We start from the raw sequence: 25,753 nt of genomic DNA on the forward strand, positions 1-25,753 counted from the left end.
GCCGTCCGGGGATCCGGACCCTCGGCTCTCGGCGAAAGACGCGCTGCGTCACTGCGGGCTCGACACCCTTACAGGCGGCACGCTTGTGACGCGGACACGTCTCCTCCAAATTCGACGGGCGAATTTTTCAAATTAGACGAACCTATTTTTCAAATTGGACGAAGATATTTTTCAGATTGGACGAGACAATTTTTCAATCTGGACGCTCAAGTATGCTGGACCATACGGACGCGCATGCACCCCCGCCTCATCGAACCTCGTCTAAGAGCCGCACTTCAAGACACTCCGATCGTGGCCCTGAACGGCCCTCGGCAGTCGGGAAAGACGACGCTCGCCAAATACGTCGCGGGGGCTGAGTACACTTATCTGACGCTCGACGACGCCACGGTCCTGGAGGCTGCGAAAACCGATCCGACCGGCTTCGTTCGGGGACTAGATCGCGCGGTCATCGATGAGATTCAACGCGCGCCTGACCTGATGCTGGCGCTCAAGAAGGCGGTGGACGACGATCGGCGGCCAGGGCGTTTTCTGATCACCGGCTCGGCCAACCTGCTTACTGTCGCGACAACAAAAGAGTCCCTTACGGGCCGCATGGAGCTCGTCGCCCTGCTGCCTCTGGCTCAAGCAGAGATACGCGACCAATCCAGCGCCTCTTTTCTCGCAACCGCGTTCGAGGGCGCCGCGCCCGCCATCGGGCGCCCCCTCACGGGAACTGACCTTGTCGATACCGTTCTAACCGGTGGATACCCTGGCGTTCTTGAGCGCCAAACACCGCAGCGCAGGCGAGCTTGGTGCACGTCATACATCGAGGCGATCGCCGAACGGGATGTGCGTGATATCTCCGCGCTGCATAAGCCCGGCGAAATCCCGAACCTGGTCCGCGAAGCGGCGCGCCACGCGGCCCAACTGCTAAACGCCCAGAGCATTGCAAGCGATCTTAGGCTGACGAGCAGGACCGTTGAGAGCTACCTGGGTGTTCTTGAGCAGCTCTTCCTCGTAAAGCGCCTTGAGCCTTGGCATCGCAATGATTTGAGCCGGCTCATAAAGACCCCCAAGTTGCATTTTGTGGATAGCGCCTTGCTGGCCGCGATGAGCGCGGTCACCTCGGAGCGCATATCCGCCGATCGCTCCCGATTTGGGGCTGTCCTTGAGACCTTCGTGTTTGCGGAGTTGCAGCGCCTGGCGACCTTCCATGACGAAGCGCTGAGGTTCTCCTTCTACCGGGATAAGGATCAGCTTGAGGTCGATTTTGTCCTCGAGAACGACGCTGGCCAAATGATCGGCATCGAGGTCAAGGCGGCGGCCACGGTTACTGCCGCTGACTTCAAAGGTCTTCGCAAACTGGCCGAACTCAACGCCAAGACGTTTCGTTCGGGCTTGGTTCTGTATGACGGGGACACGGTCATACCTTTCGGCGAAAACCTTTATGCTGCTCCCTTATCGAGTTTGTGGTCGCCCTGACGACGAAGGAGAGCGGCTCTTGCAGAAGGCGAGATCTGCCGACTCCCCCGCTCGCGATTTAGGTGCATACCCGCCATTGCGGCGTGATCAGCCTGCGGAGTGAAGGGCTCAACGTACGCTAGCCCAATGCAGCGCTAGGGCGTCGATCCGCCGATGGCGCGTTTGACAGCTTCGGACGGCTCACGCGTAGCGCCCGATGCGATCTGACCCGACACCGCGCCGATCAGCTGGCCAAGCTCGACGGGTTTGGCGACCACCTCCTTCATCCCGGCGGCCAGACAGGCCGCCAGCTGGTGCGGCCGCACGTCGGCGGTCAGGCCCAGCACGGTCAGGTGAGGCTGGGCGGTCAGGAGCCGCCGCGTCGCCTGCAGGCCGTCGACGCCTGGCATGTTGAGATCCATCAGGACGATATCGAAATCATGGGCGGCGGCCTGCTCCAGGGCGTCGGCCCCGTCCTTGGCTTCGAAGATGCAGCAACCCATGGGCTCCAGCATCAGCCGAATGACCTGGCGATTGACCGGATGGTCGTCGGCCACCAGCACGCGCAGCCCGTCCAGCGACACGGCGTCTAGCGGATGCGCCGCCGGTTCGCCCTCCGTCTGCGCCGCACTCGAAGCCAGCTCGCACAGGAAGGTGAGCACAAAGACCGAGCCTTCGCCCGGCTGACTGATGACCTCGACGTCGCCGCCCATCAGGCGGGCCAGACGGCGGGTGATGTGCAGGCCAAGCCCCGTGCCGACGCCATCCACCAAGGACTGCGCATGGGCCTGCTCGAAGGCGCCAAAGAGACGCTCCAGATCGGACGCCGATAGCCCCTCGCCGGTATCTGATACGGACACACGGGTCCTGCAGTGATTGTCCGACAGCGTCTCGACCTCCACGGTCAGGCCCACCTGCCCAGACTGGGTGAACTTCACCGCGTTCGACAGCAGGTTGGAGATGCATTGTCGCACCCGAAGCTCATCGAACATCAAGCTGGGGGTGGGCGACGACGGCGCCTGCAGCGTCAGCTCAAGGCCTTTGTCGCGGGCGACGACGCCGTGGAGCCTGGCCAGCTCGTCGCAGATGGCCATCAGGTCGGCCGGAGCGCTGACCACCTCCAGCTTGCCCGCCTCGACCTTGGACAGGTCCAGCACGTCGTTGAGCACGGCCAGCATGCTGCGGCCGCAAAGCGCGATCAGCTGAACCTGCTCGGCGACCGACGGTTGCAAGGGCTCACGCTCAAGGGTGGTCGCCAGCCCCAGGACGGCGTTCAGGGGCGTGCGAAGCTCATGGCTCATGGTGGCCAGGAAGTCGGACTTTGCCTTGCTGGCGGCTTCGGCGGCCTCGCGGCGCTCGGCGATCTGGCTGGCCAGGCGACGTTGCTGGATGGCGAAGGCGGCGCCGACGGCCACCACCAGGCCCAGAAGGCCGGCGACGATCGACCAGGCGATCTTCAGATTGCTGTTGAGGCGCGCAGCCTGCGCTTCGCGGTCGGCGCGGTCGCGCTCGACGCTGAGCTCCTGCTGCAAAGTCTCGCTGATCTCGGCGGTCCGGTTGCGCTGGTCGGCTTGCAGCCTGGCGAGGGTCGCCTTGCGCGCCCGGTCCAAGGTGGCGAACGCCTCGGCGTGCCGGCCCTCGGCGCGCAACAGATAGGCCTGGGCCAGGTCTTCGACGGCGACCGCCGTCGGCTTGGCGTCGGCCGGCGCTGCGCGCAGGCGGGCAAGGTCGGCGCGGGCGCCGGCGACGTCTCCTAGCTCGGCGCGGGCCTCCAGGCGAAGGCGAAGGGCCGAGGTCTCAAAGCCGTGGGCCGGCTGATCCAGCGTCTTGGTCAGAGGCTCAAGACATTCGAGCACCTGGCGCGCATCTCCGCGGTCGCGCGCCACCTTGGCGCAGACATAGCGGTTGAAGAACACCGCCTGGATGCCGCCGGAGCTGGGGATCAAGGTGCGGTGCATGGCCAGGAGCCGGCGGGCCGCGGCGTCTTCGCCCGCCTGAGCGGCCAGGTAGGACAGGAAGTAGACCCGCTTGGAGTCGTGCCGCTTGAACTGGCTTTGGCGATCAAGGGCGATGGCCCGGGCGGCATGGTCGAGGGAGCCCAGGTTGTCGCCAAGATCAGCCAGCACGCTGGCGTTCAAGAAGTGGGCCTCGGCGGCGATCGCCACCGTCTTGGGATCGCGCTCGGCCTCCTGGATGAGCAGGGTCGCCAGTCGCGTGGCGTCGCCATAGGATTGGCGCTCGGCGGCGATCCTCACCCGCTCCAGCCGCGCGGCCAGGCGCACGTCGCCGCCCTGGCGCTCGATGCGCTCCCAGGTCTGGCGCGCGATGGGCGCGCGTGACCGCGTGGAGGCGTCGGTGAGCCGCATGATGGCGGCCAGCCCTTTGAGGCTCTCGTCGCTTTCAAAGCGCCCGGTCTCTTCGACCGCCGCGCTCCAACGCTCAAGATCGGGGCTGGACTGGTTGTAGCGATAATAGGTCATCACCCACCAAAGGCTGATGAACCGCTCGCGGCCGGAGCGCCGAAGCGCCGCCTCGCCGACCGTCTCGACATCGGCGACGCTCAAGGTCTCGGCGTCGTGAAGCACGTCCTGGCCCAGTGTCTGCAGGCGCTCGCCGATGGGGCCGGCAAAGGCGGGGGCGTGCCCAAAGGTGAGGGCGACAAGCAGGGCGCAAAGCGGCGCCCACACGCTGACGCGCGCGCCTTTTTGGCCGGACTTTTCTTGTCTGAACATCACGTCGTGACCACCCCGGGCGCATTTCTACGCGAGGAGGGTTGAGGATTTGTTCGGGATGGTTGGCCGGTTAGCCCTAGACCTTGGTCGGCCTACGTGCCGGCTTTTGCAAGCCCTAGCTTCACGCGCCGCACGTTAGGCAGCCAACCTCAAACAGTCGCAAAAAGGAAAACTTATGCGGAGACTCGCCGGCCGGTTGTGGGTTGCGCCCTCGATCACCAAACCGCGACAGCATTGCGAGTTTTGCCGCGCCCCGTTATTTTACAGACAAATTTTGGAATTCTGTCTGTATGGCCGACGCGATATCGCCTTCCCTTACGACACTTTTCGCTGAGCTACTCCAACAGGTCGAAACCGCCCCGGAAGCAGGGTCGGTCTATAGACGAATATCGGATAGCGGAGAGTACCTCTACGCGAAAGTCAAAGTGGGATCGGGCCGCATCGACCGCTTCGTTGGTAAAGCGGGCGATCCCGCAGCTGAATTGCAAGCAAACGCTTTAACTGCGGGAGCCCAACTCGCAAAGGAACGGCGAAAGCTAGTCGGTATGCTCAAGGGGCAAGGTAGACTGGCCGCGCCCGACCGCACCATGGGGCTGATACTAGATGTTCTCGCACAAGCGGGGCTCTTCAAGTCTGGCGCCGTTCTCGTTGGGACTGCGGCCTATCTCGTGAGCGAGCCGTTGGTCGGCCATCGATTGCCATCACCCACATTGATGACCGGCGATCTAGATCTCGCCACGGCGACCGTCGCCATCTGCTCGACGCCGCCGGAGCGGCTGGAGGATATCTTGCGCCGTGCGGACGACACTTTCGAAGGCATCCCTCAGGTCGATCCTAAGGCGCCGCCATCGCGCTACCGTAACTCGGCCGGCTATCTCGTCGATCTACTCACACCTACCCGAACGCGAGATGATACCAATCCGGTGCGCTTGCGCGGTCTGGATGCAGGAGCAGCGCCGTTGCAGTACCTTGCATGGTTGATTGCGGATGCAGTTCCGGCGGTGGCGCTCTCGGGCCCCGGCATACTCGTGCAGGTTCCTCAACCGGCACGCTTCGCCGTCCACAAGCTCATTCTGGCCCAACGAAGGGACGCCGCCAATCGCATCAAGCGTACGAAGGATCTTCAGCAGGCTAAGGCCATAATCCAAGCCCTCAGAGCGCAAGACCCGTACGGGCTCGAAGACGCGCTGGCCGATGCATTCGCGCAAGGTGAAACCGGTTGGGCGCAACCTATCAAGCGTTCGCTGCAAGAACTTGGTCTTTGACGACCTTCTCGAACCGGCCTGTCTCCTCAGCCGCGCGCTCCAGCGCCCCAGATCGGGGCTTGACTGGTTGTAGCGATAATCGATCATCCCCCACCAAAGGCTGATGAACCGCTCGCGGCCCAAGCGCCTCAGCGGTGATCGGAAATCCGGCCTGGCGTCGGCGCCACGAGCGTCGTGATCATCGGGACGCTTTCAAGGGTGCGCTGCACCGGGCACTTGGCCGCGACATTCAGCAGTCGCGTGCGCTGCTCATCGGTCAGATCGGGAGCCTGTATCGATATGGTCTTTTCGAACGCGTCGACCGGCGATGCGGCGCCTGCGAGCACCTTCTTGCCGTAGTCGACCGCCACCTCGATCCCCTCCACCGACCACCCCTGCTGCTGGGCGTACCATCGCATGGTCATCGCCGTGCATTCGGCCAGGGCCGCGGACAGCAGCTCGAAGGGCGAAGGGCCAAGTCCGCCGCCTCCGGCGTCCACGGCCTCGTCCCCGGTCAGCACGTGCCCGCCGACCGCTATACGCACCGCGTACGTGCTCTGGCCGGTCTCGGTTGCGACGGCTCTTGCTCTGAACGCAGCCATCAAGAGTCTGCCGAGGTCAGGCTGGTGTCGATTGCGACCCCGCCCTTGATGGCGAGCGTCACGGGCGTTCGCTCCGCGACGTCGGCGAGCTTTGCGCACTGCTCGTCATTCAACCCCTCGATGGTCAGGCGGCGTTCGATACGATCGACGCCCTGTGGTGACCGAAGATAGCGCAGAGCCACTTTCAGCGATGTGAGCGGCCATTGCTTGCGCTCGGCGTACATCTTCAGCGTCGCTGAAGTGCAGGCTCCAAGCGCGGCCGCGAGGATGCTGAAGGGCGCGGGCCCTGCATCCTGCCCTCCGAGGGATTTTGGCTCATCGGCGACGAGGACATGGGGTCCCATCTCTATGGTGACGGCGTACCGCACCTGCGCGATCCGCGCCGTCGCCTTTCCCAGGAGAAGCTCGTGCTGATCGTGGGTGGTGGCCGCCGCTCCCCGTTCCGCTTTCATCGGGTCACCGAAGGTGTCATCCGCGCTTCATCCGGCAGCGGCGTGAACTCCTGGTCATCGCCGACGGGAAGCTTCATGCGTCCAGCCTTCCAGTCTTCACCAGCCTGTCGTAGTCGATCCTGGGAAGATGACACGAAGTTCCAATAGAGGAACCGCTCACCGACAGGCTCGCCGCCCAACAGCATTACCGTGGAAGGCCTTGTCGCCCTCAGCGACGAAGCCCGGTGATCCAGGATCGCCATCTGACCGGAGGCCAGGCGCTGATCGCCGATCTCGACCTCCCCGCTGGCGACATAGACGGCCCGCTCGCTGTATCCGGCGGGGACTTCGGCGGCGGCGCCCGCCTCAAGATCAAGGTGCGCGTAAAAGAGGGGCGAGTGCGTCCTTGCCGCGGCGGTCAGGCCGTAAGCCGACCCCGCGATCAGGTGGCCGCTGACGCCGCTCGTCGACCAGGCTGGCAGTTCTGCGCCTTCGTAGTGAGCGAAGCTTGGATCGGTCTCCTCGTCGGCGGTCGGCAGGGCGACCCAAGCCTGGATGCCGTGCAGGTGATCGCCAAAAGCGCGCGCCTTCTCCAGGCGCTCGCTATGGGTGACGCCGCTGCCGGCGGTCATCCAGTTGACCTCTCGCGGGCGCACGACCTGGTCACAGCCCAGGCTGTCGCGGTGCATCATCTCGCCTGAGAAGAGGTAAGTGACGGTCGACAGCCCGATGTGCGGGTGGGCGCGCACATCCACATCACGGCTGACGCCGGCGCCGATCTCGACCGGACCGATATGGTCGAAGAAGATGAAGGGCCCGACCATCCGTCGCTTTGCGAACGGAAGGACGCGGCCGACCTCCAAGCCGCCGCCGAGGCTGCGCCGCCGCTGGTCGATCACCATTTCAATCATGCTTCTCCCCTCGAAAACGTAAGCCGCGGCGTGAGCGCCGCGGCTGGCGGTGGATGTGGAAGTGACGCGTCGTCGAAGCGGCGGCGAGCAGGGTTGGGCCGTCTCGCCGCCGCGCGGTCAGACGCCTGCGCCTTGGGCGCTCGGGGCCGGCGTGTTGAGGAGCTGCTGCTCCCAGAAGTAGGCGATGCCGCTGCCGCCGGCGTGATACTTGAGGATCTCCACCAGCTCGCCGGCGTGCTCGGTGCGGGCCCAGTCACGCTGCCATTCGGCCGCCAGCGCCAGCCAGGTCATCATGTTGACCCCAGCGGCGATCATGCGCTGGATGGCCACTGCGTGAGCCTCCACGGACGTGCCGCCGGACGCATCGGTGATTACGGTGACGTCCCAGCCCTCGCCCGCGGCCTGGATCGCCGGCATGGCGACGCAGATTTCGGTCCAGAGGCCGGCGATGATCAGCTGCTTGCGGCCTGTCGCCTTTACGGCGTCAACGACGATCTGGTCCTCCCAGGTGTTGATGAAGGTGCGGTCGATCACGGCCTGATCTGGAAAGACGTCGGTGATGTGCGGAAAGAGCAGACCGCCGCGTTCGGCGATGACGCTCGTCAGGATGGTGGGCACACCGAACGCCTTGGCGGCCTTGGCCAGGGCGGTGGTGTTGTTCACGACCGCCTGCGGATCATGACTGTTCAGATTGGCGAGCTGATAAGGCTGATGGTCGATCAGCACCAGAACGGAGTCTTCCGGTCGAAGGAGCGAGTTGAGGCCGTTGCGCAAGGTCATGATCAATCTCGACGTCAGGGGGACAAAGGTGTGGCGGGGGAGGGATAGCGCCCGTTCAGCGCCGCCTTCGCCGACATTGGCATTTCAGATTTCGATGCGGTATGGCCTCCAAAGGCTACGCTGTGTCGCGATTTGGGGAACACTTGCGATGGATATCGACGACCTGCGCACCTTCGTCGAAGTGGCTGACGCCGGGGGCGTCTCGGAGGCCGCGCGGCGGCTGGGCGTCGCAAAATCGATCGTCAGCCGCAGGCTCTTTCGGCTGGAAAGCGAACTGGGGTCTCAGCTTCTGGCACGCACCACCAGAGGCACGGTGCTTACCGAAGCTGGAGCCACCTTTCGCGATTACGCGGCCCGGATCAGCGCGGAGGCCGATGTCGCCATGGAGGCGATCTCGCCGAAGGGAGAACTTCGGGGGCGGCTGCGCATTTCGGCGCCCCTCACCTTTGGCCCCACCCATTTTGCGCCGGCGCTCGCGGAGATGGCTCGCCGACACCCGCAGCTGAGCATCCACACCTGTTACACGGACCGGAACGTCGATCTGGTTTCTGAAGGCTACGATTGCGCGATCCGGGTCGGCTACCTTCAGGACTCCAACCTGATCGCCAAGCGCATCGCCCCCATCCTCGGCAAGCTCGTGGCGAGCCCGGACTATATCGCGCGGCGCGGCGCGCCGCGCCGGCCTGAGGAGCTCGTCGACCATGAAGCCCTCATGCAGGGAACCGAAGCGTGGCACTTCATGGATGGCGACAGGATCGTCTCCGTTCACCCTCAAGGCCGCTTCAAGGCCGATAATGGCACCGCGCTCGTGGCCGCGGCGGTCGCCGGGATCGGACTTGCCTATGTGCCGGACGAGTTCACCAACGAACACGTGGCGTCAGGGGCGCTCGTTGCGGTCATGACGGACTATCCGCCGCCGCCTGCCGCCGCCTACGTGCTTCGGCCCGCGGGCCAGCATCCAGCCAGGAAGATCCGGGTTCTCACCGAACTGCTGATCGAATGCTGCAACCCGCCCAAGACGTGACTTGCGGCTAGATTCCGAGGATGCCGCGATAGGTGGGGTGAACCGCGTCGGCGTGCTCGGGGTGCTTTTGCAGATAGGACGAGAAGAAGGGGCAGACCGGCAGGATGACCAGCCCCCGTTGCTTGGCGTCGGCGATCACGTGCTTGGCCAGCCGACTGGCCAGCCCTTTGCCCTCGAGGCTTACTGGAACGATCGTCTCGGTGATCATCAGGCCGGACGCCGGAAGATTGTAGGTGACCACCGCGACATCGCCGTCAACGGCGAGTTCGTAACGGTGCATCTCGGTGTTGTCGCCGATTTCTGGATCCAGCATTGCGGCCCTTTCGAGGTTGTGCCCAACACCTAGCCCGCCCCCGGCTTCACGTCCCCCCTTAGGGTGTTCCGGATCGGGGGACGCGGTGATGCGCAAGGTGGCCCGCCGACCGCCTTGGCCCCTCGCCATCCACCCGGCCGCCGCGCGCACCGCAAGCGGCGGGTCTGAACCCTTCAGTTTGAGATCAGGTCCCCGGCGTGCGGAAACGCTCCGTGGCGGTAGCTGCGATAGTAGCCCGCCAGCTCATCGGCCGAGCCGGCGATGAACGGGCCGCGGGCGACCACGTCGATATTCTGTGGCTGCCCTGCATAGAGGAGGATCCGAGCGCCTGAGGGACCGCCCGTCAGCCGCAGCCGGCTTTCGCCTGCGGCGGCCACCGGATGGGACCAGGCGACGAACCCGGCGCGCACAGGCGATGCGTCGCCGCCAGCCAGAACTTCGCCCTCCAGCACGACGATGAAGGTGTTGTAGGCGGCGGGAAGAGCCTGTTCGAAGATGGCGCCAGGATCCAGTCGGGCGTCGACGAGGGTCACGGGCGCGGCATTCCTGGTCGTCGCCTCGATATCCCCCGAGCGGCCGCTGTAGACTCTCGCAACCACGCCCAACTCCCGCTGGACGGGCATCGCGTCGCGCTTGAGGATCTGCACCCGCGGAGCCATGTTGCGTTCGCTCTCGGGCAGGATCAGCCAGAGCTGAAAGAGGCGCATGCCCGTCGAGACGATAGCGCCCTCGTTGTGCACTATGCCGCTGCCCGCCGTCATCCACTCCACGTCCCCCGCCTCCAGGATCCCGGTGCTGTCTTCCATGGAGCCGGCGAGCATGAAGGTGACGGTCTCGAGGCCTGCGTGGGGATGGGCTTCGCCGAACGGGCCGCCCGTGGTGATATTGTCGTCAGCCATGAGGAAGAAGGGGTCGGTCGACGGCAGGTCGCCAGGTTCGACGACCAGGGCGGCCTTGTGCCGATCTCCGCCAAAGCCTGGCCCCAGGGGCGGAATGGCGTAGATTTCGTCCATCTGGCGCATGTGCATCTCGGTGGTCCTCAGGGGCTATCGCTGCTGCGAAGCACAGGCGTTCAAGGCTGCGGTAACGGGGCATATGGCCGTCGGCGGGCGAGCCGATGCTAGACGCCGTCGCCGATACGCGAAGTTCCTGGATCAGGAACACTCAAGGCTCGGGCCAGCGATAGACCCCTATCGCATCGCGTCGGCTGGGCCTGCCCCGCTCCAGGCAGGCCCATCGGCGCCGCCGCTTTTAGACCAGGGCTCCGCCGTCGACATTGAGCACCGCGCCGGTGATCGCGCTGGCGGCGGGACTGGCCAAGAAGACCACGGCGTTGGCGACTTCGTGCGGTTGGCCAAATCGACCTAAGGACGTCAGGCTTCGCTGGAAGTCTGCGCCCTCCCCGTCCGCGGGGTTGGCGTCGGTGTCGGTCGAGCCGGGCTGCACCAGATTGACGGTGACGCCCTGGGGACCAAGTTCGCGTGAGAGACCGCGGGTGAGCGCGGTCAGAGCCGCCTTCGACATCGCATAGGCCGTCACGCCGGGGAACGGGACCTTCTCGCCCAGGCCCGATCCGATGGAGATGATGCGCCCGCCCTCCGACAGATGGGGAATGACGGCCTTCGCGAAGAGAACGGGCGCCCGGACGTTGACGTCCATCATGGTCTGGTAAACGTCGGGATCGATATCGGCGATCATGCCGCTCAAGCCGACCGCGGCGCTATTGATCAGGATATCGAGCCCGCCGAGTGCGGCGACGGCTTCGCTTACCGACCGGCTGATAGCCTCTGGGTCAGCGCTATCGGCTTGAATGGCGAGGGCGCGGCGGCCCACCTGCTCGATGGACTTGACCACCACACCCGCCTTCTCGGCCGAGTTTTGATAGGTGAATGCGACATCAGCGCCGCTCCTTGCGAGTCCCAGCGCAATCGCGGCTCCGATGCCTCGCGACCCGCCCGTGACCAAGGCTCGCTTCCCGCTCAAATCAATCATGTCATCACCCTCGAAAATCCTGCCGATCCAGGCGCCTTGCCGACGCGCCATAGGCGGCGTGGCCGCAGCGACGCGATCCGGCATATCTTGGTGTCGAGGGCTGGTGCGATCAGTGCCGGGAAACGGCGAACGGTGTCGCCAAGAGCGGAACGCCCATTGGACATCTGCGTCGGGCTGCATGCGCCTCTGCGTCCGAGATGCGCCATGAGAGACAGGGCATCGGTGCGGAATGCAGACCTTCGCACACTATCTACCGCCGCCTGACACCAGACGGCGTTCGCTGCCACGTTGCGCCACTCGGCAGGGGGGACGTGCACCCAACGTCGCGGCCAGCTCAAATCAACTTCGGCCTGACCGACTTTCACATCGAAGCTGAATTTCACATCGTCAGTGTCAAAGTGCTGATCGATGTTGAAGATCTACCATAGCCGCTCCGAGAAGGCGTTGGTTCAGAAGGCGGAAACCTATCTGCATGAGGCGATAGCCCGACGACCTTGAGCATCTGCTAGCTACCGTCCGACACCTTCGCCCCACTTACCCACCGTGGAACCCTAGCGCCGTTTGACTATGGCAATGCCTACCTTCCGGCCGTCAGACCGGCGCAGAAGATGGCGACCAAGGTTTCAACGCCCTGTTCGGCTTCCTCTCTTGTCGAGGCCTGTTCAAGCACTCCGTTGACGGACTGGATAAGCAAACGTGCGAGCCGCGCCTCGTCCTGGGTTTCGAGGCTCGCCTCAGCGAGCACGCCAGCGACGAGCGCTTCGAACCGATCGTTCGCTGCGAGGACGGAGCCGCCGCAGATTTTGTTTTTCTCGCTGATCAGTTCTCGACCGTGTTCAGAGGCGCGAAGCAAGTCGTAGACCCATCCGACGCGCGCGCTGATGATCGTCTGCAAGCGTTCATCCCACGTCCCAGCTGTAGAGATGGCTGCGATGACCGCGGCGAGGACACGCTCGTTGATCCGACTGCTCAAGGCACGGAACACATCGACCTTTGTGGGAAAGGCGCTGTAGAGCGACGTTCGCGAGACGCCAGCTGACTGGGCGATGTCGGACATGGATGTCTTGGCAAGGCCATGCCGGCTGAACTCGCGCAGGGCGCCGTCCAGTATCGCGTCGGTGGTGGTTTGGGTGGCGGCCATGCAGCATGTTGACAGATCGAACGCAATTTGTCCAGATCGCTCAATGAGCCAGAAAGCCCCGATCCCCCTTGCCGACCAGGTCATCGACGTCGCCCGCCCGGCGGACGAGGTCTTCGCCTTCGTTGCGAACCATGAGAACTACGCCCGCTGGTACCCTGGGGCCCTGAAGGTCGTCGCTCTGGACGACCTGCCGCATGGCGCGCCGGGAAAGGCCTTTGAAGAAACCCTCGCCTTGCCCTCTGGCCGAACCACTGTCTTCACCATCCGGACGATCGAGGTTCAAGCGCCGGATCTTTTTGTCACAGAGGGCGCGCTTTCCCCGGTATTTCCGCGAATGGAAATTCGGCTGACAGCCAAGTCTCCTCAGGTGACGGAGCTGCGCCTGAAGTTCCTGAGCCGCAGCCGCTCCCCTGTCGTGCGGCTTCTGATCAGGCTCCTGGCCAAGCGTATCGTGAGCCGCCAAACCAAGGTTGGTCTTTCGAGACTACAATCGATCCTCGCTTAGTTCACCCCAGCGCGGTTACGGCCTCTCTCGCCATGTTCGGGCGCTGCGAAATTCCCGGTTCAATTGCTTAACTAGAGTATTCCGTGCGCCACTAGCGACCCACTCCGGCCCGATCCCAACATCTGCGTCGGCGGCCGGGGAGCGCCAATTGCAGGCGTGGCGTTGTGAGACGGTCCTGTACCGGCAAAGCGTGGGCCTGGCTGGGCTATTCGTCAGTTAGAAAGCTGGCCAGTGAGGCGATATCAGTCGCGCAATGTCCACCATAGAGCGGCCGCCACTCCGCGCGTACGCCGCGCTCGACGGCCCGTTGCATGAGCAACCGGGACCCTTCGTAGTTTCCGTAAGCGTCATAGAGGCCATTGGACACGTAAAGCGCGGGGAAGTCAGGGCTGGCCCGTTCAATGAGCGCGAGGGGAGAAACTCGACGCCATTCGGCTTCGTTGGCGACATATTTACGCGCGAGCATCCCAACGCCGAAGGCCATCTTGGGGTTGGCGCCCGTTCGTTTGATCGCCGCCTTCAGGGTGGCCAATGAGTTCGAACGGCGAGTCGACATAGACTCCGGGGCACAAGGCCGCGACCTTCTTGAACGACTTCGGATCGGAGAGGCCTGCGATCAAGACATTCAGCCCGCCCATCGACTCGCCCAAAAGCATGCGACGTCGCGGCGCCCCGGTCTTGGATTCGATCTCGGGCAACCGAGCTTTCAGGTCATCAAGCAGCCCGCTGTCGGACCGCTCGCCCTTTGGCGTCAGTAGCCAAGTTGGCCCATAAGATAGGGTCACGACCGTGGGCGGCGTCGATCCACGCGCTTGCCATTGACCCTGCAGCATCCCTGTCAGGTAGGTTTCATCGTTCCAGATCTGCTCGTCCAGGTTACGGCCGTGAAGGTGGTAGAGGACGTCACCGTTCGTCCCCTTTTCATCCCGATAGATGCAGTAGCGAAGCGCGCCGGAGGCGCCGCAAGTCTCCCTGGCGGGCCGAAAATCAACGGCCTGCGCGCCCCACGGACGGGTCAGTCTGGACCAAGCGATATTGGCCAAGACAGCCAGGAGAAGTGCAGCGAGTCCCCAGACCAAGGCGCGGCGCGGGACGCTGAAACGAGCGGAAGGCATTTGCAGGCTCTCTCGGGAATTTACGGGCGGCGTGAGCTGGTCACGCCGCCTCTTGGCGGCTGAGGATGGAATGCGCCGCAAACGGCGTGTCCGCTTTAATTCTACCTAGGTAGAGTTTGAGTCAATAGCTCTCGGTTTCGGAGGGCTCGTCCACGATTGACCACTGGCGTTGACGGCGGGTTGACCGCTAATCGATCTATGTAGATTTAAAGTAATGCTTCGTCCTCGATCCCTATCGCCGGCCGCCCGCACCATCCTTGCCCTTTTGGTCGAGGCCGGACCCACGTGGTCCCACGGCTATGACCTCTGTCGCAGGGCGGGGGTAAAATCCGGAACGCTTTACCCCCTGCTGATCCGCCTGGAGCAGCAAAGGCATCTGGAGGCGCAGTGGCTGCCGGCAGAGCCCGGACGCCCGCCCAGGCATGCATATCGGCTCACCACCTCAGGGCGGCGACTGGCATTGGACAACCCTCCGCTCGTTTCGGCCAAGCCCTCGCCGATCGAGCGACCCGCATGAATGTTGCCGAGCGCATCATTCGCTGTCTGTGCCGCTTTCTCCCGCCCGCTCTGCATGACTGGGGCGAGGCGATGGCGCATGAGGCAGCCTCGATCCAGAGCCCCCTGGAAGCCATCGGCTTCGCTTTGAGCTGCGGAATCTGGGTGGTGCGGGAGGCGCTGGTCCTGGCGTTTCTATCGCTATTCACGCGGGTAAGGAGCGGACCTAGCGAAGGCCCGGCTCGGCGCATGGATTGGGAGCATCGCAAGGTGGCGCTTGCCTGCGCCATCGCAGCATCCAGCCTTGGTCTCGTCCATCTCGCAGAGGTGGGAGCGCCCCGGGCCCACATCATTCTCAATCTGACATCGTTGATCGCCGGGTTGATCATCGTTCTGCCATTTCGCCGGATTGATTTGGCGGCGACGCCTTTTGTGAGCGTTGCTGCTCTTGCGACCGGTCTGATCCTCTTGCTGACGGCAGCCATTGGTGATGAGGCCTTTGGCGCACGGCGATGGCTATCGCTAGGCGGCGTGGTTATCCAGCCCAGCCTGATCAGCCTGCCATTCCTTGCCGTCGCCTTCGCTAGATCTCGCGATCGGCTGACGAACATTGGCGTCGTTTGCGCTGCGGTCGCCATGGCGCTGCAACCGGATCATGTCATGGCGGGTGCGCTTGTGGCTGGACTTGCGGTCGGCGCCGTAATGAAGCGCGACCGATCCGCTCTACTGACGTTCGCGATCGCACTGGCGTGTTTTGTCGTCACTATCCTCAGGCCAAGCCCCATCTCAGCTGCGCCGTTCGTGACCGGGGTCTCTAGTGTCGCAGGGTCGACCAGCCTACTCACTGCGCCCGGGGCATGGGGCTGCATCGCCCTTCTTCTTCCGTCTATCCTTGGTCTGAGCCGCCGGCGGGGGGTAGCTGCGTACGCTACGTTCGGGATGATCTGGCTGGCCCTTATCACGATGGCCTTGGTCGCCGATTACCCCCTTCCTGTTATCACCTACGGCGGTAGCGCTATTGTAGGATACCTCTGGTCGATCCTCGCGCTTCCTGCGGAGACTTCCGTAACTGAGCATTGCTCTCGTGCAACGAGATCGCCTTTGGAGAGCCCGATCGATCGCAAGTCTGAGCGCCTAGGAGTTTTGCGCCGTTTAAAGCTGAACTCGGCGAGCCCCCTCTGAAAGCACGCGGATCGACTTACCGAATCGCCATGACTGAAGCGTCCTTCGCCAGGTCCCAGGCGAGCAGGAGGGCCGCCCCCAGTGTACGCATATGATTGACTATGATGGAGCGAAGAGCGGACGCTGAGGGGGTCCACTTTGAGCCGAAGGCGGTCGGCCTGTCCACCGACCAACACAGCTACTACCCGACGGCCGACGCCTCGACGCCGTGGCGGCGCGGATGGAGCGAACGTGGACGAGCATTGGCGCTGCTGGAGAGACTGATGGACCGGGACCCTACTAATGCCGAAGCGGCGCTGGCCTGCTTGAGGGTCGCCAGGGCGCTCATTGAGCCGGATGAATTTCCGGAGGCCACCGGGGGGTCGGCTGGGCTTTAAACTTTGTCGATAACCGCTCGACGGACTAGTCGGCGCGCCTCTATCAAAAAGCGCTGCATTGGGCCCCATTCTCCGCGATATCTCGCGAAGTCGGAGCGCCACAATGTGTCCCTTGCGAGATAGCCCGGCTATCTCAAACAGTGGCAAGAGCTGCAACTCGCCGATGGGCGGACTAGCGAGAGCGTTGAAGATCGTTCGGGCTAACCGGCCATTTCCATCGGTAAATGGGTGGAGGCTGTTGATCATTGCGTAGGCAATCATCGCGCCCGAAACGTTAGAGAAGCGGCGGTCGCTAAGGGCGCTACCTAGGCGCTGCAAGCCGATGAGCGCCTCGGCGGCCGTGGGGTAAGCGATCCTACGGCCTTCGGAGTCTGGCAGTGTTGAAACTGCCCCTTTCCGCCACTCACCCACCCCGGGAGCAAGGTGATGATGCACCTCCTTCAACGTGGCGATGAAGGATTCTGGCCCGGCTAGCAGACGTGGTCGCACAACGTGACGCCAGTCTATCAAGACTGCAGCCTCCCGCGCGGTCCGATCCTCTAGCGTCGTTTCCTCATCACCATTTCGCAGGACATCAGCATACAGGACGCGCGATAGAGGATGCTGAAGTTCCGGGTAGTCTGGACGCTCGCCGTCGTTGTACCGCTGCCTCATATCAGCCGACCATCGTAGCACTGCGTCTACGCCGGGATACTGACTTGCGTACGCATCTTCAAGCGCGCAACTGCGTCCGAGCATCGGGGGCAGCTTTATAACTTCAGGAATCAATAACGTGCCTGATTGTCGCCTAATAATGCGCATATATATGTTCCAATTGTGTCAATACTGTACCGGGCCGGAATCCGCGCAAGCTTGACAGCAATACTATATAGTGACCGCCATTATTCAACCCGCTACCTTGATGATCGCCATTATATTTCCACTCGGAAGATTTGGTGTTTGACAGCGAGCATCGGCATTCGGTTTCCATCTAAACGCGAAATCTCTCGCAGAAGGAGTTTCCGAATGTTCATCGAGACTGAAGCCCCCGTTTCGCCTTTGGCGTTAAATCCAAGCCAAGATCAGTATGCAGCGGTCGCCGATCTATCGTCGCTCAGCCCAGAGGATCAGCTCGTCGCCTTTGGCGGACGCGACGGTTCGGGTGGCGACGACGAAGTCGATCCCATCGAAGTCAATCCGCCGAGCGGAGGCGGCGGCGATGGGGGTGGCGATGGCGGCCCAAATGATGACGGCCCCGGCGGAGGGGGCGGTGACGGCGGGGGTGATGGCGGCTCCAACGAAATCGAAGCCCTCGTCATCAATGGGCGCACCTACCGCCACAATGATCTCATCATCGCTGATGGCGTCGCCTATACCGTCTACTCAGTAACCGATAACGGCGTTGCGGCTTCAGCATCAGACGGCTCGGTGATCGGGCTGGTGCAGGCGCCGGCTCAAACCTATGCGCAGTTCGAGCTTCAAGGCTTCAAGAGCATCGTTCCGAGCGGGCTCTTGACTGCCTTGACGGAAATTGTCGGGCTGCTCAGTAAGTCTCCCGTGGGTTGGTCAATCTCCGGCCATATGCTTTTGGGCGACGCGATCAGCGCACACCCGCTCGATACTGTGAACCGTCTCCAAGTCGAGCTTTGGGCGGATTACCTCAATATGTACAATCCCTACACGGGCGTGACCGTCCACCAAATCGACTAAGCGCGATCGCCGCGATGCACTTGAAACTGACATTGAAATGCATTGCGGCGGCAGCCCTCCTGGCAAGCCTCGCTAGCTGCAGCATTGGCGAGGTCCGCCTGAAGGGACCTGTCGACGCGCGAATGCTTGAGCGTGCCAAATCAATCCCAGTCGGCTCTGAAGTCCATTTGGAGAGCATGGGGGGCGAGGAAGCGTATGGAGTTGAGATCGCCCGGCTCTTGAGATCGAAGAATGCCGACACCCGTGTCGACAAATACTGTGCCTCGGCGTGCGTTGGCATCCTGTTGGCCGGGAATAAAAAGTACGTGTCACGCGGCGCTGTGATTGTGCTTCACAACAATGCCCAATCTTGGCTGCTCGTGGATCAGTCGGTTTTGACGCCACTAGAGCGCCGCAAGATCAAAGCCAACGTTGACAGGGAGGTAGCCTTCCATCGCGAGATCAATGTTGATCCGCGTTACCTGGGCTGCATCAATCAGTGGATGCGATTTGGCGAGGCCGAATTCAGCCGCGTTCGCGACGACGGAAGCATCGGCTCCATTCGGCTGCAGACCCGCCTGACGGGCGTTCTTCCTTCAAGAGAGCTGTGGGAAGCGATGGGGGTTTCCGGCATCCAATCCTACCCCGATGCGGACGCTTTGGTTCAGAACGTGGTGCGAGTGTTTCCGAAAGGAAGCTTCATCATCGGACGCCCTGAGCGTTGCCCCATCGCTAGATGACGGATCCGCGCCACAATTGGTCTCGACATCATGGGCGGGGCAGCCAACCGTAGGTGCAATGCACCCCCGGAGAGAGCGGAATGGACGATCAAACCTGGCGCGCCACTTTTCAGGCGCGGATCCACGCGCTGGAATTGCTGTTCATCCAAGTCGCCGCTGCAGCAGAGTTGAAAAACCCCGGCTTAGTCACCCAGCTAGGCCCGATGGCTGAGGGCAGTTTCACCGCACTAGAGCCTCAGATTCCCGATCACATCGCCCGGGTCCGCGCACAAATCACTGAGTTGCAGACAATGGTTCAGGCCGAACTATCTCACCGACCGCTGCCGCCGACGTTACCGAGCAGCGGGATCAACTAGATGATCCGCTATCGAATCCGAAATCCCGGCTTGGTGGCTTTCGATAGAAATGAAGCCGCTGAACGGATCTCTGACTTCGCTGCTGGAATCGTCAGTGACTTTCGACGCAGTTCGGCACCTGCCGGGGTCAGTGATGGCGCGTGGTTCATAGAAGGCGTGTCCGCAACCCCGGACGCTACTCAGCGGTGGCGAGCTATTGGGCTTGAGGTTGATGATCTTGGGCCGGAGAGCATTCATCCGAGCACTAGAGACCTTGTAGGCCGGCTCGGCTTGGGCGGCTAACGCCATATCCAGTTAGCGGTCCTTCATTCTGACCGCTTCGAGCCGGATCCGGCAGTTGAGATCGTTCGCTCGGCGCCGAGTGCAGCGACGTTGCCTGCTAGCCTCGCTAAAAGCGCGCCGCCGGAGGGGCTCGCCATCACCATCTGCGCTGCCGCCGCCCTCAATCGCAGCGTCGGTCTCCAAAAATAAAGTCTTAACGCTGGGTTGTGTATTTATCTCGCCTCCGCACGCTAAGCTGAACAGCATCGGCGGGTTTTATGGATCGCCTACCGACAGCCGCTTTGATCACCCTCGTCGCGTACCTGGCTCTGCTGTACGCCGGTGAATATGCCCTCGCAGGGATAGCTGCCTTCGTGTGGTTGACGCTGACCACCCTTTCGATCGCGCATCAGAAGACGGGACGATGGTGGACGCTCATCGGAGGACCACTCATACCGCTCGCGTTTATCTACGCCGGCGCCGCTCATATCGCCTGCGGACCATTGTGGGCGAATTGCCGTGTGGACTGATTGGTCAGAACGCTTCGATTCCCCAGCCGCTCGCACGGCTCTCGGGAGCGGACATGCATATCGGCGGCAATGAGCCGATAGCCGTCGTCAGCGCGGCTCCAGGCACCAGACACTGCCTCTAGGCCGTGGATACCGGCGCTGACCGTTCGCGGACCTTCTTAACCCTCACATGATGAATCGCCGGCAGGGATTTGTGACAGCGCAGCTTATTCATCAAAGACCGCCGCTCCAGGAGATGCTCCGCTAAGATAGGCACGTTCAGGGCGAAGAGCCTCGCTGTCGGTCCTAGGTGAGGATCACTTCACCGTCCTCTCAGAGCAAGGTCAGGGTGATCACTAAACAGCCCGTCGACGCCCAGGTCGAACAGCCGTCGGGCCAGACCCGCGGCGTCACCCAGCTCTCCCGCCCCGCCCCGGCGATAGTCGGCGGGCAGTTCGGTGTTGTCGGCGTTCACGCTCCACAGATGAACCAGCAGGCCGGCGGCGTGGGCGTCGGTCACGAAGCTGGTGGGCGCGGTCGTGCGGTCCTGCGCGTCGCGCGGCAGAACGAGGCGGGTCTCCGGTCCCACGGCGTCGGCGAAGCTGGCGATCCGGCGCAGACCGGCGGGGGAATAGACCTCCGACCAGGCGCGGATGCCGTTGGCCGCCAAGATTTCGGTCGGCGGCGGGGCGCTGTTGATCAGGAACATCAGCCGCACCGGCGTCGCCGCGCGCAGGCGCATCAGGGCGCCAGGGAAGAACGACTGGATAAAGACCGGCGCCTCGCGGCTGTTCAGACCGTTTGCCTTCAGCACCTCGATCAGGGCCGGCTCCATGCGCAGGTCGCGGCCGCGATGGTGCTCGGGGTTCTTCAGCTCGATGTAGAGGCCCACGGGCCGGCCGCGGCGTTGGCCGCCAGCCTTGGCGATGTCGATGATCTCCTGAAGGGTCAGGATCGCCTCGCGCCCGTCGAACGTCGCGCTTTCACGGCGCAGGTCGGGACGGCGCTCCCGCGCCCGCAGGGTCTTCAGCTCGGCCAAGGTGAAGTCCTCGGCGAACCAGCCGTCCTTGAAGGCCTCCCCCTCGATCACCCGGTCGGTGCGGCGGGCGGCGAACTCGGGGTGATCGGCCACGTCGGTGGTGCGACCGATCTCGTTCTCGTGCCGCGCCACCAGGACGCCGTCCTTGGTCATGACCAGGTCGGGCTCGATGAAGTCGGCCCCCTGCTCGATGGCCAGCTCATAGGCGGCCTTGGTGTGCTCGGGCCGGTAACCGCTGGCGCCGCGGTGGGCGATGACGATGGGCTCGGCGGCGACGACCGGGGTCGCCGCCACAACCGCCAGGGCCGAGAAGGCCAGCAGCGCGATGAGAACCCGCATGATCAGCGCCTCCAGGTCAGGCGCAGGCCGTAGAAGCGCGGCTCGGCCATGACGTTGGTCGGCAGGCCGATGGACTTGCCCGCGCTGCCCGCGCCCTTGCGATAGGTCTCATCGGTGGCGTTGGTCACGAAGGCCTCGGCCTCCCACGGGGCGTTGTCGGGGCGGTAGCTGAGACGCACGTTCAGCAGGCCGACGCCATTCTGGAACTCGTCCACCGCCAGGTCGGGCACGATCAGACCCGCCTGCAGCTCGCGCCGGTCGTTGTCGTCCGCGAAGAAGATCTTGGAGCGATAGGTGTAGACCGGACGCAGGTCGAAGGTCCCGCCCAGAGCCTGATGGCGCAGGGACGCGCCCACCGACAGGCTGTGGTCGGGCGAACGCGCCAGGCGGTTGCCGTCATAGGCGCCGCGGGTGAAGCGCGCGTGGTTGTAGGCGTAGGTGGCGAACAGGTCGATGTCGGCCGTGGCCGCGAACTGCATTTGGCTTTCCACCCCGTAGGCGCGCGCCTTGCCGGCGTTGGTGGTCACGAAGGTGGAGCCGCGCTGCTCCCGCGTCTGAAAGTTCTCGTAGTCGTAGTAGTAGGTCGCCAGGTCCAGGCGCAGGCGTCGCGACAGAAGGTCGAACTTGCCGCCCACCTCGTAGGTGTCGACTTGTTCCGACGGCGCGATGGCGAAGACCGGCGTACCGCCGGGCGCGCCCGGAGCGGCGGCGGACAGCACCGCCGGACGGCGGCCGCGCGAATAGCTAGCGTAGAGGTTGGCCTGAGGCGACACCGCATAGCGGGCGTTGGCGCGCCAGGTCAGGCCGTCGTCTGTCAGCGTCCGCTCGGTGAAGGCGCCGTTGGCGGCGGTCGGCTGGAAGGTGACGCCGAAGCCCGGCAGGGGCGCCGCCAGGTCCGTACCGTAAGCGGTCAGGCCCTGGATGATGCCGCGCGCCGTGCCGATGGCGGTCGGCGTGCCCGGGGCCGCGATGCCGGCGGCGGCGATCGCCCCGCCGATGATGCTGCGGCGGGTCACCGAGCTGGCCCAGCGGGTCGCCTTCTCGTCGCGGGTGTAGCGAAGACCGGCCGACAGTTCGAGGCGGTCGGTGGCCTTGAAGGTCAGGTCGCCGAAGACGTCGTAGGAGTTGGTGTCGCTGCCGTTGCGCGACGTCTCCACGTGGGCGGTATCAAGACGCGCCGCCAGGGCCTGCCCCTCGGCCGCGGTCAGAGCCAAGCGGCCGCCGCTCTGCTGCAGCAGCAGGCCCTGGAGAATCTGACCGGTGAAGGCGGTATTGCCGAACAGGGCGGCCGGCGCCGGGACGTCGGCGGGCAAGCCCAGAACCGGGCCGCCGTTTAGCATGCCGGCCACCTGGGCCAGCAGCATGCGTTCGTCGAAGCGTACATCCACCCGGGCGTCGGCGCGCTCGCGATAGAAGTTGCCGCCGATGAAGCCGGTGACCCGGCCGCCGGCGTCGTAGTTCAGGCGCAGTTCCTGGCTGAAGTGCTCGCCGCCGATGTCCTCGCGGCTGGTGAACACCGGCAGGGAGATGCCGTCGGCGTCATAGATTTCCGCCGCCTGCACGTCGCGATAGCCGGTGACCGAGTTCAGGGTGAGGCTGTCGTTCAGCTTCAGCGAGGCCAGCAGGGTCGCGCCGGTGGAGTGCTGGTCGACGCCCAGGTGCTCGCCGGGAAAGAAGTCGGCGGGCTTGGCCAGGGCCGCGCCCTCGCTGAGGCTGAGACCGCCCAGCACCTGGCCGGTCGCCGGGTCGGTGGGGCGGCGGTACATGGACTTGAAGCCCGTGCCGTTCGTCTCGTCCTGCTGGTGGTTGACGATCAGGTCGGCGCGGAACCGGTCGTTCGGGCGCAGACTGACCACCGCGCGGTAGGCCTGAGTCTCGATGGCGTTCAGGTCGTCCTCGCTCCCCGGGGCGAGGTTGTCCATATAGCCGTCGCGCGACTTGTAGCGGCCCGCCAGGCGGACGGAGATCACGTCGCTGAGCGGCATGTTGACCATGCCCTCGACCACGCGCAGGCCATAATTGCCCGCCTCGCCGGTCACGGACCAGTCGAGGTCGGGGCCGGCCTTGTTCTGGATGACGTTGATGGCGCCGATCAGGGCGCCGCGCCCGAACAGGGTCGACTGCGGGCCCTTGGCCACCTCGATCCGCTCGTTGTCGAACAGCTCCACAAAGGAGCCGCGGGACTTGGAGATCGAGACCCCGTCTTGGAAGATCGAGACGCGCGGCTCGGCGAAGGAGTTGCCGCCCGCCGAGTTGATGCCGCGCATGACGAAGATGGCGTTGTTGGGCGACTGGTCCTCGACCATCAGGCCGGGAACGTGGCTCGACAGTTCGCGAAAATTGGTGACCCCAAGGCGCTCCAGGTTGCGGCCGTTATAGGCGGTCAGGGCGAAGGGGACGTCCAGGCTGCGCTGCTCGCGCTTCTGGGCGGTGACGACGATCTCGGTCAGGGTCGCCAGCTCGGCCGGGGCGGCGGCGGCGCGCAGGGCGATGATCCGGCCGTCGTCAGAGGCGACCTCCAGGCCGCTGTCCTTCAGCAGCATCGACAGGGCAGCCTGGCGGGTCATGCGGCCCTGCACGGCGGGGGCGACGCTGGCGACACGGGCGCCGGAGGGGAACAGGATCTGCACCCCGGCCTGGCGGGAGAACAGGTTCAGCGCCGAGCGCAGGTCCTGGCTCGGCACGTCGAAGGCGACCTGCTCCTGGGCGAAGGCGGGCGCGGCGGCCGTCAGGGCGCTGGCGGTCATCAGCATGGCCGCGAAGACCGAGCGCGGTTGAAGATCGAAGGTCATGTCGTCCCCCAAAAGGCACGCGCCGTGCGTGCTCTGTGGGGAAGGACGGTCGGAAGCGGGGCCGCCGCCAAATCGGCGCGGAATTATTTGGCGCGATGCAGCAGCAGGTCGTCGCCGGACGGCTGCACGACGACCCCGACGCTCTGCGACAGGGCGTGCAGGAAGTCGGACGGATCGGTGGAGGTGAAGCGCCCGCCGATGCGGATCTGGCCGGTGGCGGCGTCGGCGATCACCAGCTTGCGCTGCAGGTGGCGATTGTACTCGGCCACGGCGGTGGACAGGGGCGCGTCCTCGAAGACCAGCTCCCCATGCGGCCAGGCGGCGGCGGCGCTGAGCTCCTGCTCGGTGGCGGCGCGGCTGACGCTCTGGACGCCGCCCACCTTCAGCAAGGTCCTCGCGCCCAGCGGGGCGTCGGCCAGGCGCGTCGGCGCGACTCGGCCTTGCAGCACCAGAAGCTCGATCGTCTCGTCTCGGCGGCGGATGTTGAACAGGCCGCCGGGGGCCAGGGCGATGGGATCGCCCTCCCCCGCCAGCTCGCAGGGCGCGGCGTTGCGGCCGACCCGCACGGACATCTCCCCGCGCTCCAGCCACAGGCGGCGGGCGCCGTCGGACATGCGCCAGGCGACGCGGGTGTCGGTGTTCAGGCCCAGGCGCGTGCCATCCGGCAGGGTGACGTCGCTGCGCTGGCCGACGGCGGTGCTCAGGCGCTCGCGGCCGAAGGCGCGCTGCCCGGCGACTAGGCCGCCCACCACCGCGATCCCGCCCATGGAGGCGGCGGTCAGGAACCAGCGGCGATCGGGAGCCCGAGGCTTCGGCTCGGGCCGCGCGCCGAAGGTCTTGGCCTCGTCCAGGTCCGACCACAGGCCGGCCAGGCGGGCGAAAGCGGCGGCGTGGCGCGCGTCCTGGGCCCGCCATTGTTCGAACGCCTCGCGGTCGGCCGTGCCGCATTCCAGGGCCGCCAGCCATCGCGCCGCCGCGCGAGCTGCCTCGGCGGAGTTGAAGTCGCGGCCGGGCGCGGAAAGATCGTCGGTCGGTCGGTCCATGGCGGTGATCCAGTCTAAAGACGGGCGAGAAGGCCCGCACCACCAACAGGACGTGAAATTTTTTCTAGGACTGGCGACGGCGACGGCGCGCCGGCTCGGAGGACGCCTTGGGCGCCGGCTCGCGGTCCACGGCCTCGGCCAGCAGTTCGAGCCCGCGCGCCAGGCGTTTTTCCAGGGTCGACAGGCTGATGCCCAGGCGATCGGCGATGCCGCGCGGGGGCATTTCCTGGAAGCGGCGCATGACCAGGATGTCGCGATACTTGGCCGGCAGGGTCTCCAGCGCGCGCAGCACCGCCCGCAGGCGGTCGCGCATCAGGGTCTGTTCCTGCGGATCGGGATCGGGGTCGGCCAGGTCGAAGGCGTCGAAGGCGGCCACGTGGCGGATGTCCACCACCCGCGACCGGCGCAGACGCTCCACCGCCAGGTTGCGGACCACGGTCAGGACATAGGCGCGCGGCGCGGTCAGGCCGCGCCAGGCCTCCATGCCCAGGACGCGGGCATAGGCCTCCTGCACCAATTCCTTGGCTTCCTCGCGGTCGGAGGTGAAGCGCAACGCCTGGCTCAGATAGGCGCGCTCGTGCGGCAGCACGTTCGCGATGAACCAGCGGTCGATGTCGCGCAGATAGGACAAGGGCGTGTCTCGTGAGCACGTCCTCATAGCGCCGACGCATGTCAGGCTTGTGATGGCGCCTTCTGACCCACGACTGTCACACAAGAAGGCT

General features: G+C 64.5%; 24 protein-coding genes and 1 pseudogene. 9 read left to right on the forward strand and 16 right to left on the reverse strand.

The features are described 5' to 3' along the window. Window positions 1–291: 291 nt before the first annotated feature. Window positions 292–1,461 carry an ATP-binding protein gene (locus ABOZ73_RS07545; RefSeq protein WP_369062028.1) on the forward strand — a complete coding sequence of 390 codons (1,170 nt, stop codon included), beginning with the start codon at window positions 292–294 and terminating at the stop codon, window positions 1,459–1,461. Between the two features lie 134 nt (window positions 1,462–1,595). Here ABOZ73_RS07545 and ABOZ73_RS07550 read toward each other — a convergent pair whose 3' ends face one another. Continuing rightward, window positions 1,596–4,172: a response regulator gene (locus ABOZ73_RS07550; protein WP_369062030.1), complete on the reverse strand. Its 2,577-nt coding sequence runs from the start codon at window positions 4,170–4,172 to the stop codon at window positions 1,596–1,598. 290 nt (window positions 4,173–4,462) lie between these two features. On the opposite strand from ABOZ73_RS07550, the gene ABOZ73_RS07555 reads away from it, so the two are divergent. After that, window positions 4,463–5,437, forward strand: coding sequence for a GSU2403 family nucleotidyltransferase fold protein (locus tag ABOZ73_RS07555; RefSeq protein WP_369062032.1), 975 nt, complete (start codon window positions 4,463–4,465; stop codon window positions 5,435–5,437). A 128-nt stretch (window positions 5,438–5,565) separates the two neighbouring features. Here the strand turns inward: ABOZ73_RS07555 and ABOZ73_RS07560 are convergent, their stop codons facing one another. The 4 genes from ABOZ73_RS07560 to ABOZ73_RS07575 all read right to left on the reverse strand — a co-directional run bounded on the left by ABOZ73_RS07560 (window position 5,566) and on the right by ABOZ73_RS07575 (window position 8,140). Then, on the reverse strand, window positions 5,566–6,018 hold the full coding sequence (locus tag ABOZ73_RS07560; RefSeq protein WP_369062033.1) for an OsmC family protein: 453 nt from the start codon (window positions 6,016–6,018) through the stop codon (window positions 5,566–5,568). Next, window positions 6,018–6,470 (reverse strand): OsmC family protein, encoded by a 453-nt coding sequence (locus ABOZ73_RS07565; RefSeq protein ID WP_369062035.1) that lies wholly within the window; start codon window positions 6,468–6,470, stop codon window positions 6,018–6,020. Before ABOZ73_RS07565 ends, ABOZ73_RS07560 begins: the two co-directional genes overlap by 1 nt. Beyond that, entirely contained in the window at window positions 6,467–7,360 is an 894-nt protein-coding gene (locus tag ABOZ73_RS07570; protein WP_369062037.1) for a pirin family protein, read from the reverse strand. The genes ABOZ73_RS07565 and ABOZ73_RS07570 overlap by 4 nt, the downstream gene beginning before the upstream one ends. Window positions 7,361–7,477: 117 nt before the next feature. Then, window positions 7,478–8,140 (reverse strand): hydrolase, encoded by a 663-nt coding sequence (locus ABOZ73_RS07575; RefSeq protein ID WP_369062038.1) that lies wholly within the window; start codon window positions 8,138–8,140, stop codon window positions 7,478–7,480. 148 nt (window positions 8,141–8,288) lie between these two features. On the opposite strand from ABOZ73_RS07575, the gene ABOZ73_RS07580 reads away from it, so the two are divergent. Then, window positions 8,289–9,164, forward strand: a complete 876-nt coding sequence (locus ABOZ73_RS07580) for a LysR family transcriptional regulator (protein ID WP_369062040.1) — start codon at window positions 8,289–8,291, stop codon at window positions 9,162–9,164. Between the two features lie 7 nt (window positions 9,165–9,171). Here ABOZ73_RS07580 and ABOZ73_RS07585 read toward each other — a convergent pair whose 3' ends face one another. The 4 genes from ABOZ73_RS07585 to ABOZ73_RS07600 all read right to left on the reverse strand — a co-directional run bounded on the left by ABOZ73_RS07585 (window position 9,172) and on the right by ABOZ73_RS07600 (window position 12,610). Beyond that, window positions 9,172–9,477 (reverse strand): GNAT family N-acetyltransferase, encoded by a 306-nt coding sequence (locus tag ABOZ73_RS07585; RefSeq protein ID WP_369062042.1) that lies wholly within the window; start codon window positions 9,475–9,477, stop codon window positions 9,172–9,174. A 173-nt stretch (window positions 9,478–9,650) separates the two neighbouring features. Continuing rightward, on the reverse strand, window positions 9,651–10,499 hold the full coding sequence (locus tag ABOZ73_RS07590; protein WP_369062043.1) for a pirin family protein: 849 nt from the start codon (window positions 10,497–10,499) through the stop codon (window positions 9,651–9,653). A gap of 229 nt (window positions 10,500–10,728) precedes the next feature. Further along, the gene (locus ABOZ73_RS07595) at window positions 10,729–11,553 is read right to left on the reverse strand and encodes an SDR family NAD(P)-dependent oxidoreductase (RefSeq protein WP_369062045.1); all 825 of its coding nucleotides are present in this window, start codon (window positions 11,551–11,553) and stop codon (window positions 10,729–10,731) included. Between the two features lie 493 nt (window positions 11,554–12,046). Continuing rightward, entirely contained in the window at window positions 12,047–12,610 is a 564-nt protein-coding gene (locus ABOZ73_RS07600) for a TetR/AcrR family transcriptional regulator (protein WP_369062047.1), read from the reverse strand. A gap of 43 nt (window positions 12,611–12,653) precedes the next feature. Between ABOZ73_RS07600 and ABOZ73_RS07605 the strand changes: the two genes are divergently transcribed. Further along, window positions 12,654–13,115, forward strand: coding sequence for an SRPBCC family protein (locus tag ABOZ73_RS07605; protein WP_369062049.1), 462 nt, complete (start codon window positions 12,654–12,656; stop codon window positions 13,113–13,115). A gap of 205 nt (window positions 13,116–13,320) precedes the next feature. Here the strand turns inward: ABOZ73_RS07605 and ABOZ73_RS07610 are convergent, their stop codons facing one another. Continuing rightward, on the reverse strand, window positions 13,321–13,599 hold the full coding sequence (locus ABOZ73_RS07610) for a hypothetical protein (RefSeq protein ID WP_369062051.1): 279 nt from the start codon (window positions 13,597–13,599) through the stop codon (window positions 13,321–13,323). Then, complete coding sequence (locus tag ABOZ73_RS07615) at window positions 13,568–14,158, reverse strand: alpha/beta hydrolase-fold protein (protein ID WP_369062053.1); 591 nt, start codon at window positions 14,156–14,158, stop codon at window positions 13,568–13,570. The genes ABOZ73_RS07610 and ABOZ73_RS07615 overlap by 32 nt, the downstream gene beginning before the upstream one ends. Window positions 14,159–14,444: 286 nt before the next feature. On the opposite strand from ABOZ73_RS07615, the gene ABOZ73_RS07620 reads away from it, so the two are divergent. Both ABOZ73_RS07620 and ABOZ73_RS07625 read left to right on the forward strand, forming a co-directional pair. Then, complete coding sequence (locus tag ABOZ73_RS07620; RefSeq protein ID WP_369062055.1) at window positions 14,445–14,747, forward strand: PadR family transcriptional regulator; 303 nt, start codon at window positions 14,445–14,447, stop codon at window positions 14,745–14,747. Further along, the gene (locus ABOZ73_RS07625; protein ID WP_369062057.1) at window positions 14,744–15,907 is read left to right on the forward strand and encodes an FtsW/RodA/SpoVE family cell cycle protein; all 1,164 of its coding nucleotides are present in this window, start codon (window positions 14,744–14,746) and stop codon (window positions 15,905–15,907) included. Before ABOZ73_RS07620 ends, ABOZ73_RS07625 begins: the two co-directional genes overlap by 4 nt. 614 nt (window positions 15,908–16,521) lie before the next feature. On the opposite strand, the pseudogene ABOZ73_RS07630 reads toward ABOZ73_RS07625, so the two are convergent. After that, window positions 16,522–17,085 (reverse strand): annotated as a pseudogene (locus ABOZ73_RS07630) (hypothetical protein); the annotation flags it as partial. Between the two features lie 204 nt (window positions 17,086–17,289). On the opposite strand from ABOZ73_RS07630, the gene ABOZ73_RS07635 reads away from it, so the two are divergent. The 3 genes from ABOZ73_RS07635 to ABOZ73_RS07645 all read left to right on the forward strand — a co-directional run bounded on the left by ABOZ73_RS07635 (window position 17,290) and on the right by ABOZ73_RS07645 (window position 19,048). Next, the gene (locus ABOZ73_RS07635; RefSeq protein WP_369062059.1) at window positions 17,290–17,973 is read left to right on the forward strand and encodes a hypothetical protein; all 684 of its coding nucleotides are present in this window, start codon (window positions 17,290–17,292) and stop codon (window positions 17,971–17,973) included. 14 nt (window positions 17,974–17,987) lie between these two features. Beyond that, entirely contained in the window at window positions 17,988–18,692 is a 705-nt protein-coding gene (locus ABOZ73_RS07640) for a hypothetical protein (RefSeq protein WP_369062061.1), read from the forward strand. 80 nt (window positions 18,693–18,772) lie between these two features. Beyond that, window positions 18,773–19,048: a hypothetical protein gene (locus ABOZ73_RS07645; protein ID WP_369062063.1), complete on the forward strand. Its 276-nt coding sequence runs from the start codon at window positions 18,773–18,775 to the stop codon at window positions 19,046–19,048. A gap of 1,092 nt (window positions 19,049–20,140) precedes the next feature. Here ABOZ73_RS07645 and ABOZ73_RS07650 read toward each other — a convergent pair. The 4 genes from ABOZ73_RS07650 to ABOZ73_RS07665 all read right to left on the reverse strand — a co-directional run bounded on the left by ABOZ73_RS07650 (window position 20,141) and on the right by ABOZ73_RS07665 (window position 25,662). Beyond that, window positions 20,141–21,196, reverse strand: a complete 1,056-nt coding sequence (locus tag ABOZ73_RS07650) for a glycerophosphodiester phosphodiesterase (protein WP_369062065.1) — start codon at window positions 21,194–21,196, stop codon at window positions 20,141–20,143. Between the two features lie 2 nt (window positions 21,197–21,198). Further along, window positions 21,199–23,988, reverse strand: a complete 2,790-nt coding sequence (locus ABOZ73_RS07655) for a TonB-dependent receptor (protein WP_369062066.1) — start codon at window positions 23,986–23,988, stop codon at window positions 21,199–21,201. A gap of 83 nt (window positions 23,989–24,071) precedes the next feature. Then, on the reverse strand, window positions 24,072–25,031 hold the full coding sequence (locus ABOZ73_RS07660; protein ID WP_369062068.1) for a FecR domain-containing protein: 960 nt from the start codon (window positions 25,029–25,031) through the stop codon (window positions 24,072–24,074). 64 nt (window positions 25,032–25,095) lie between these two features. Next, window positions 25,096–25,662 carry an RNA polymerase sigma factor gene (locus ABOZ73_RS07665; protein WP_369062070.1) on the reverse strand — a complete coding sequence of 189 codons (567 nt, stop codon included), beginning with the start codon at window positions 25,660–25,662 and terminating at the stop codon, window positions 25,096–25,098. Between the last annotated feature and the right edge of the window lie 91 nt (window positions 25,663–25,753).

The organism is Caulobacter sp. 73W, assembly GCF_041021955.1.
Classification (GTDB): Bacteria; Pseudomonadota; Alphaproteobacteria; order Caulobacterales; family Caulobacteraceae; genus Caulobacter.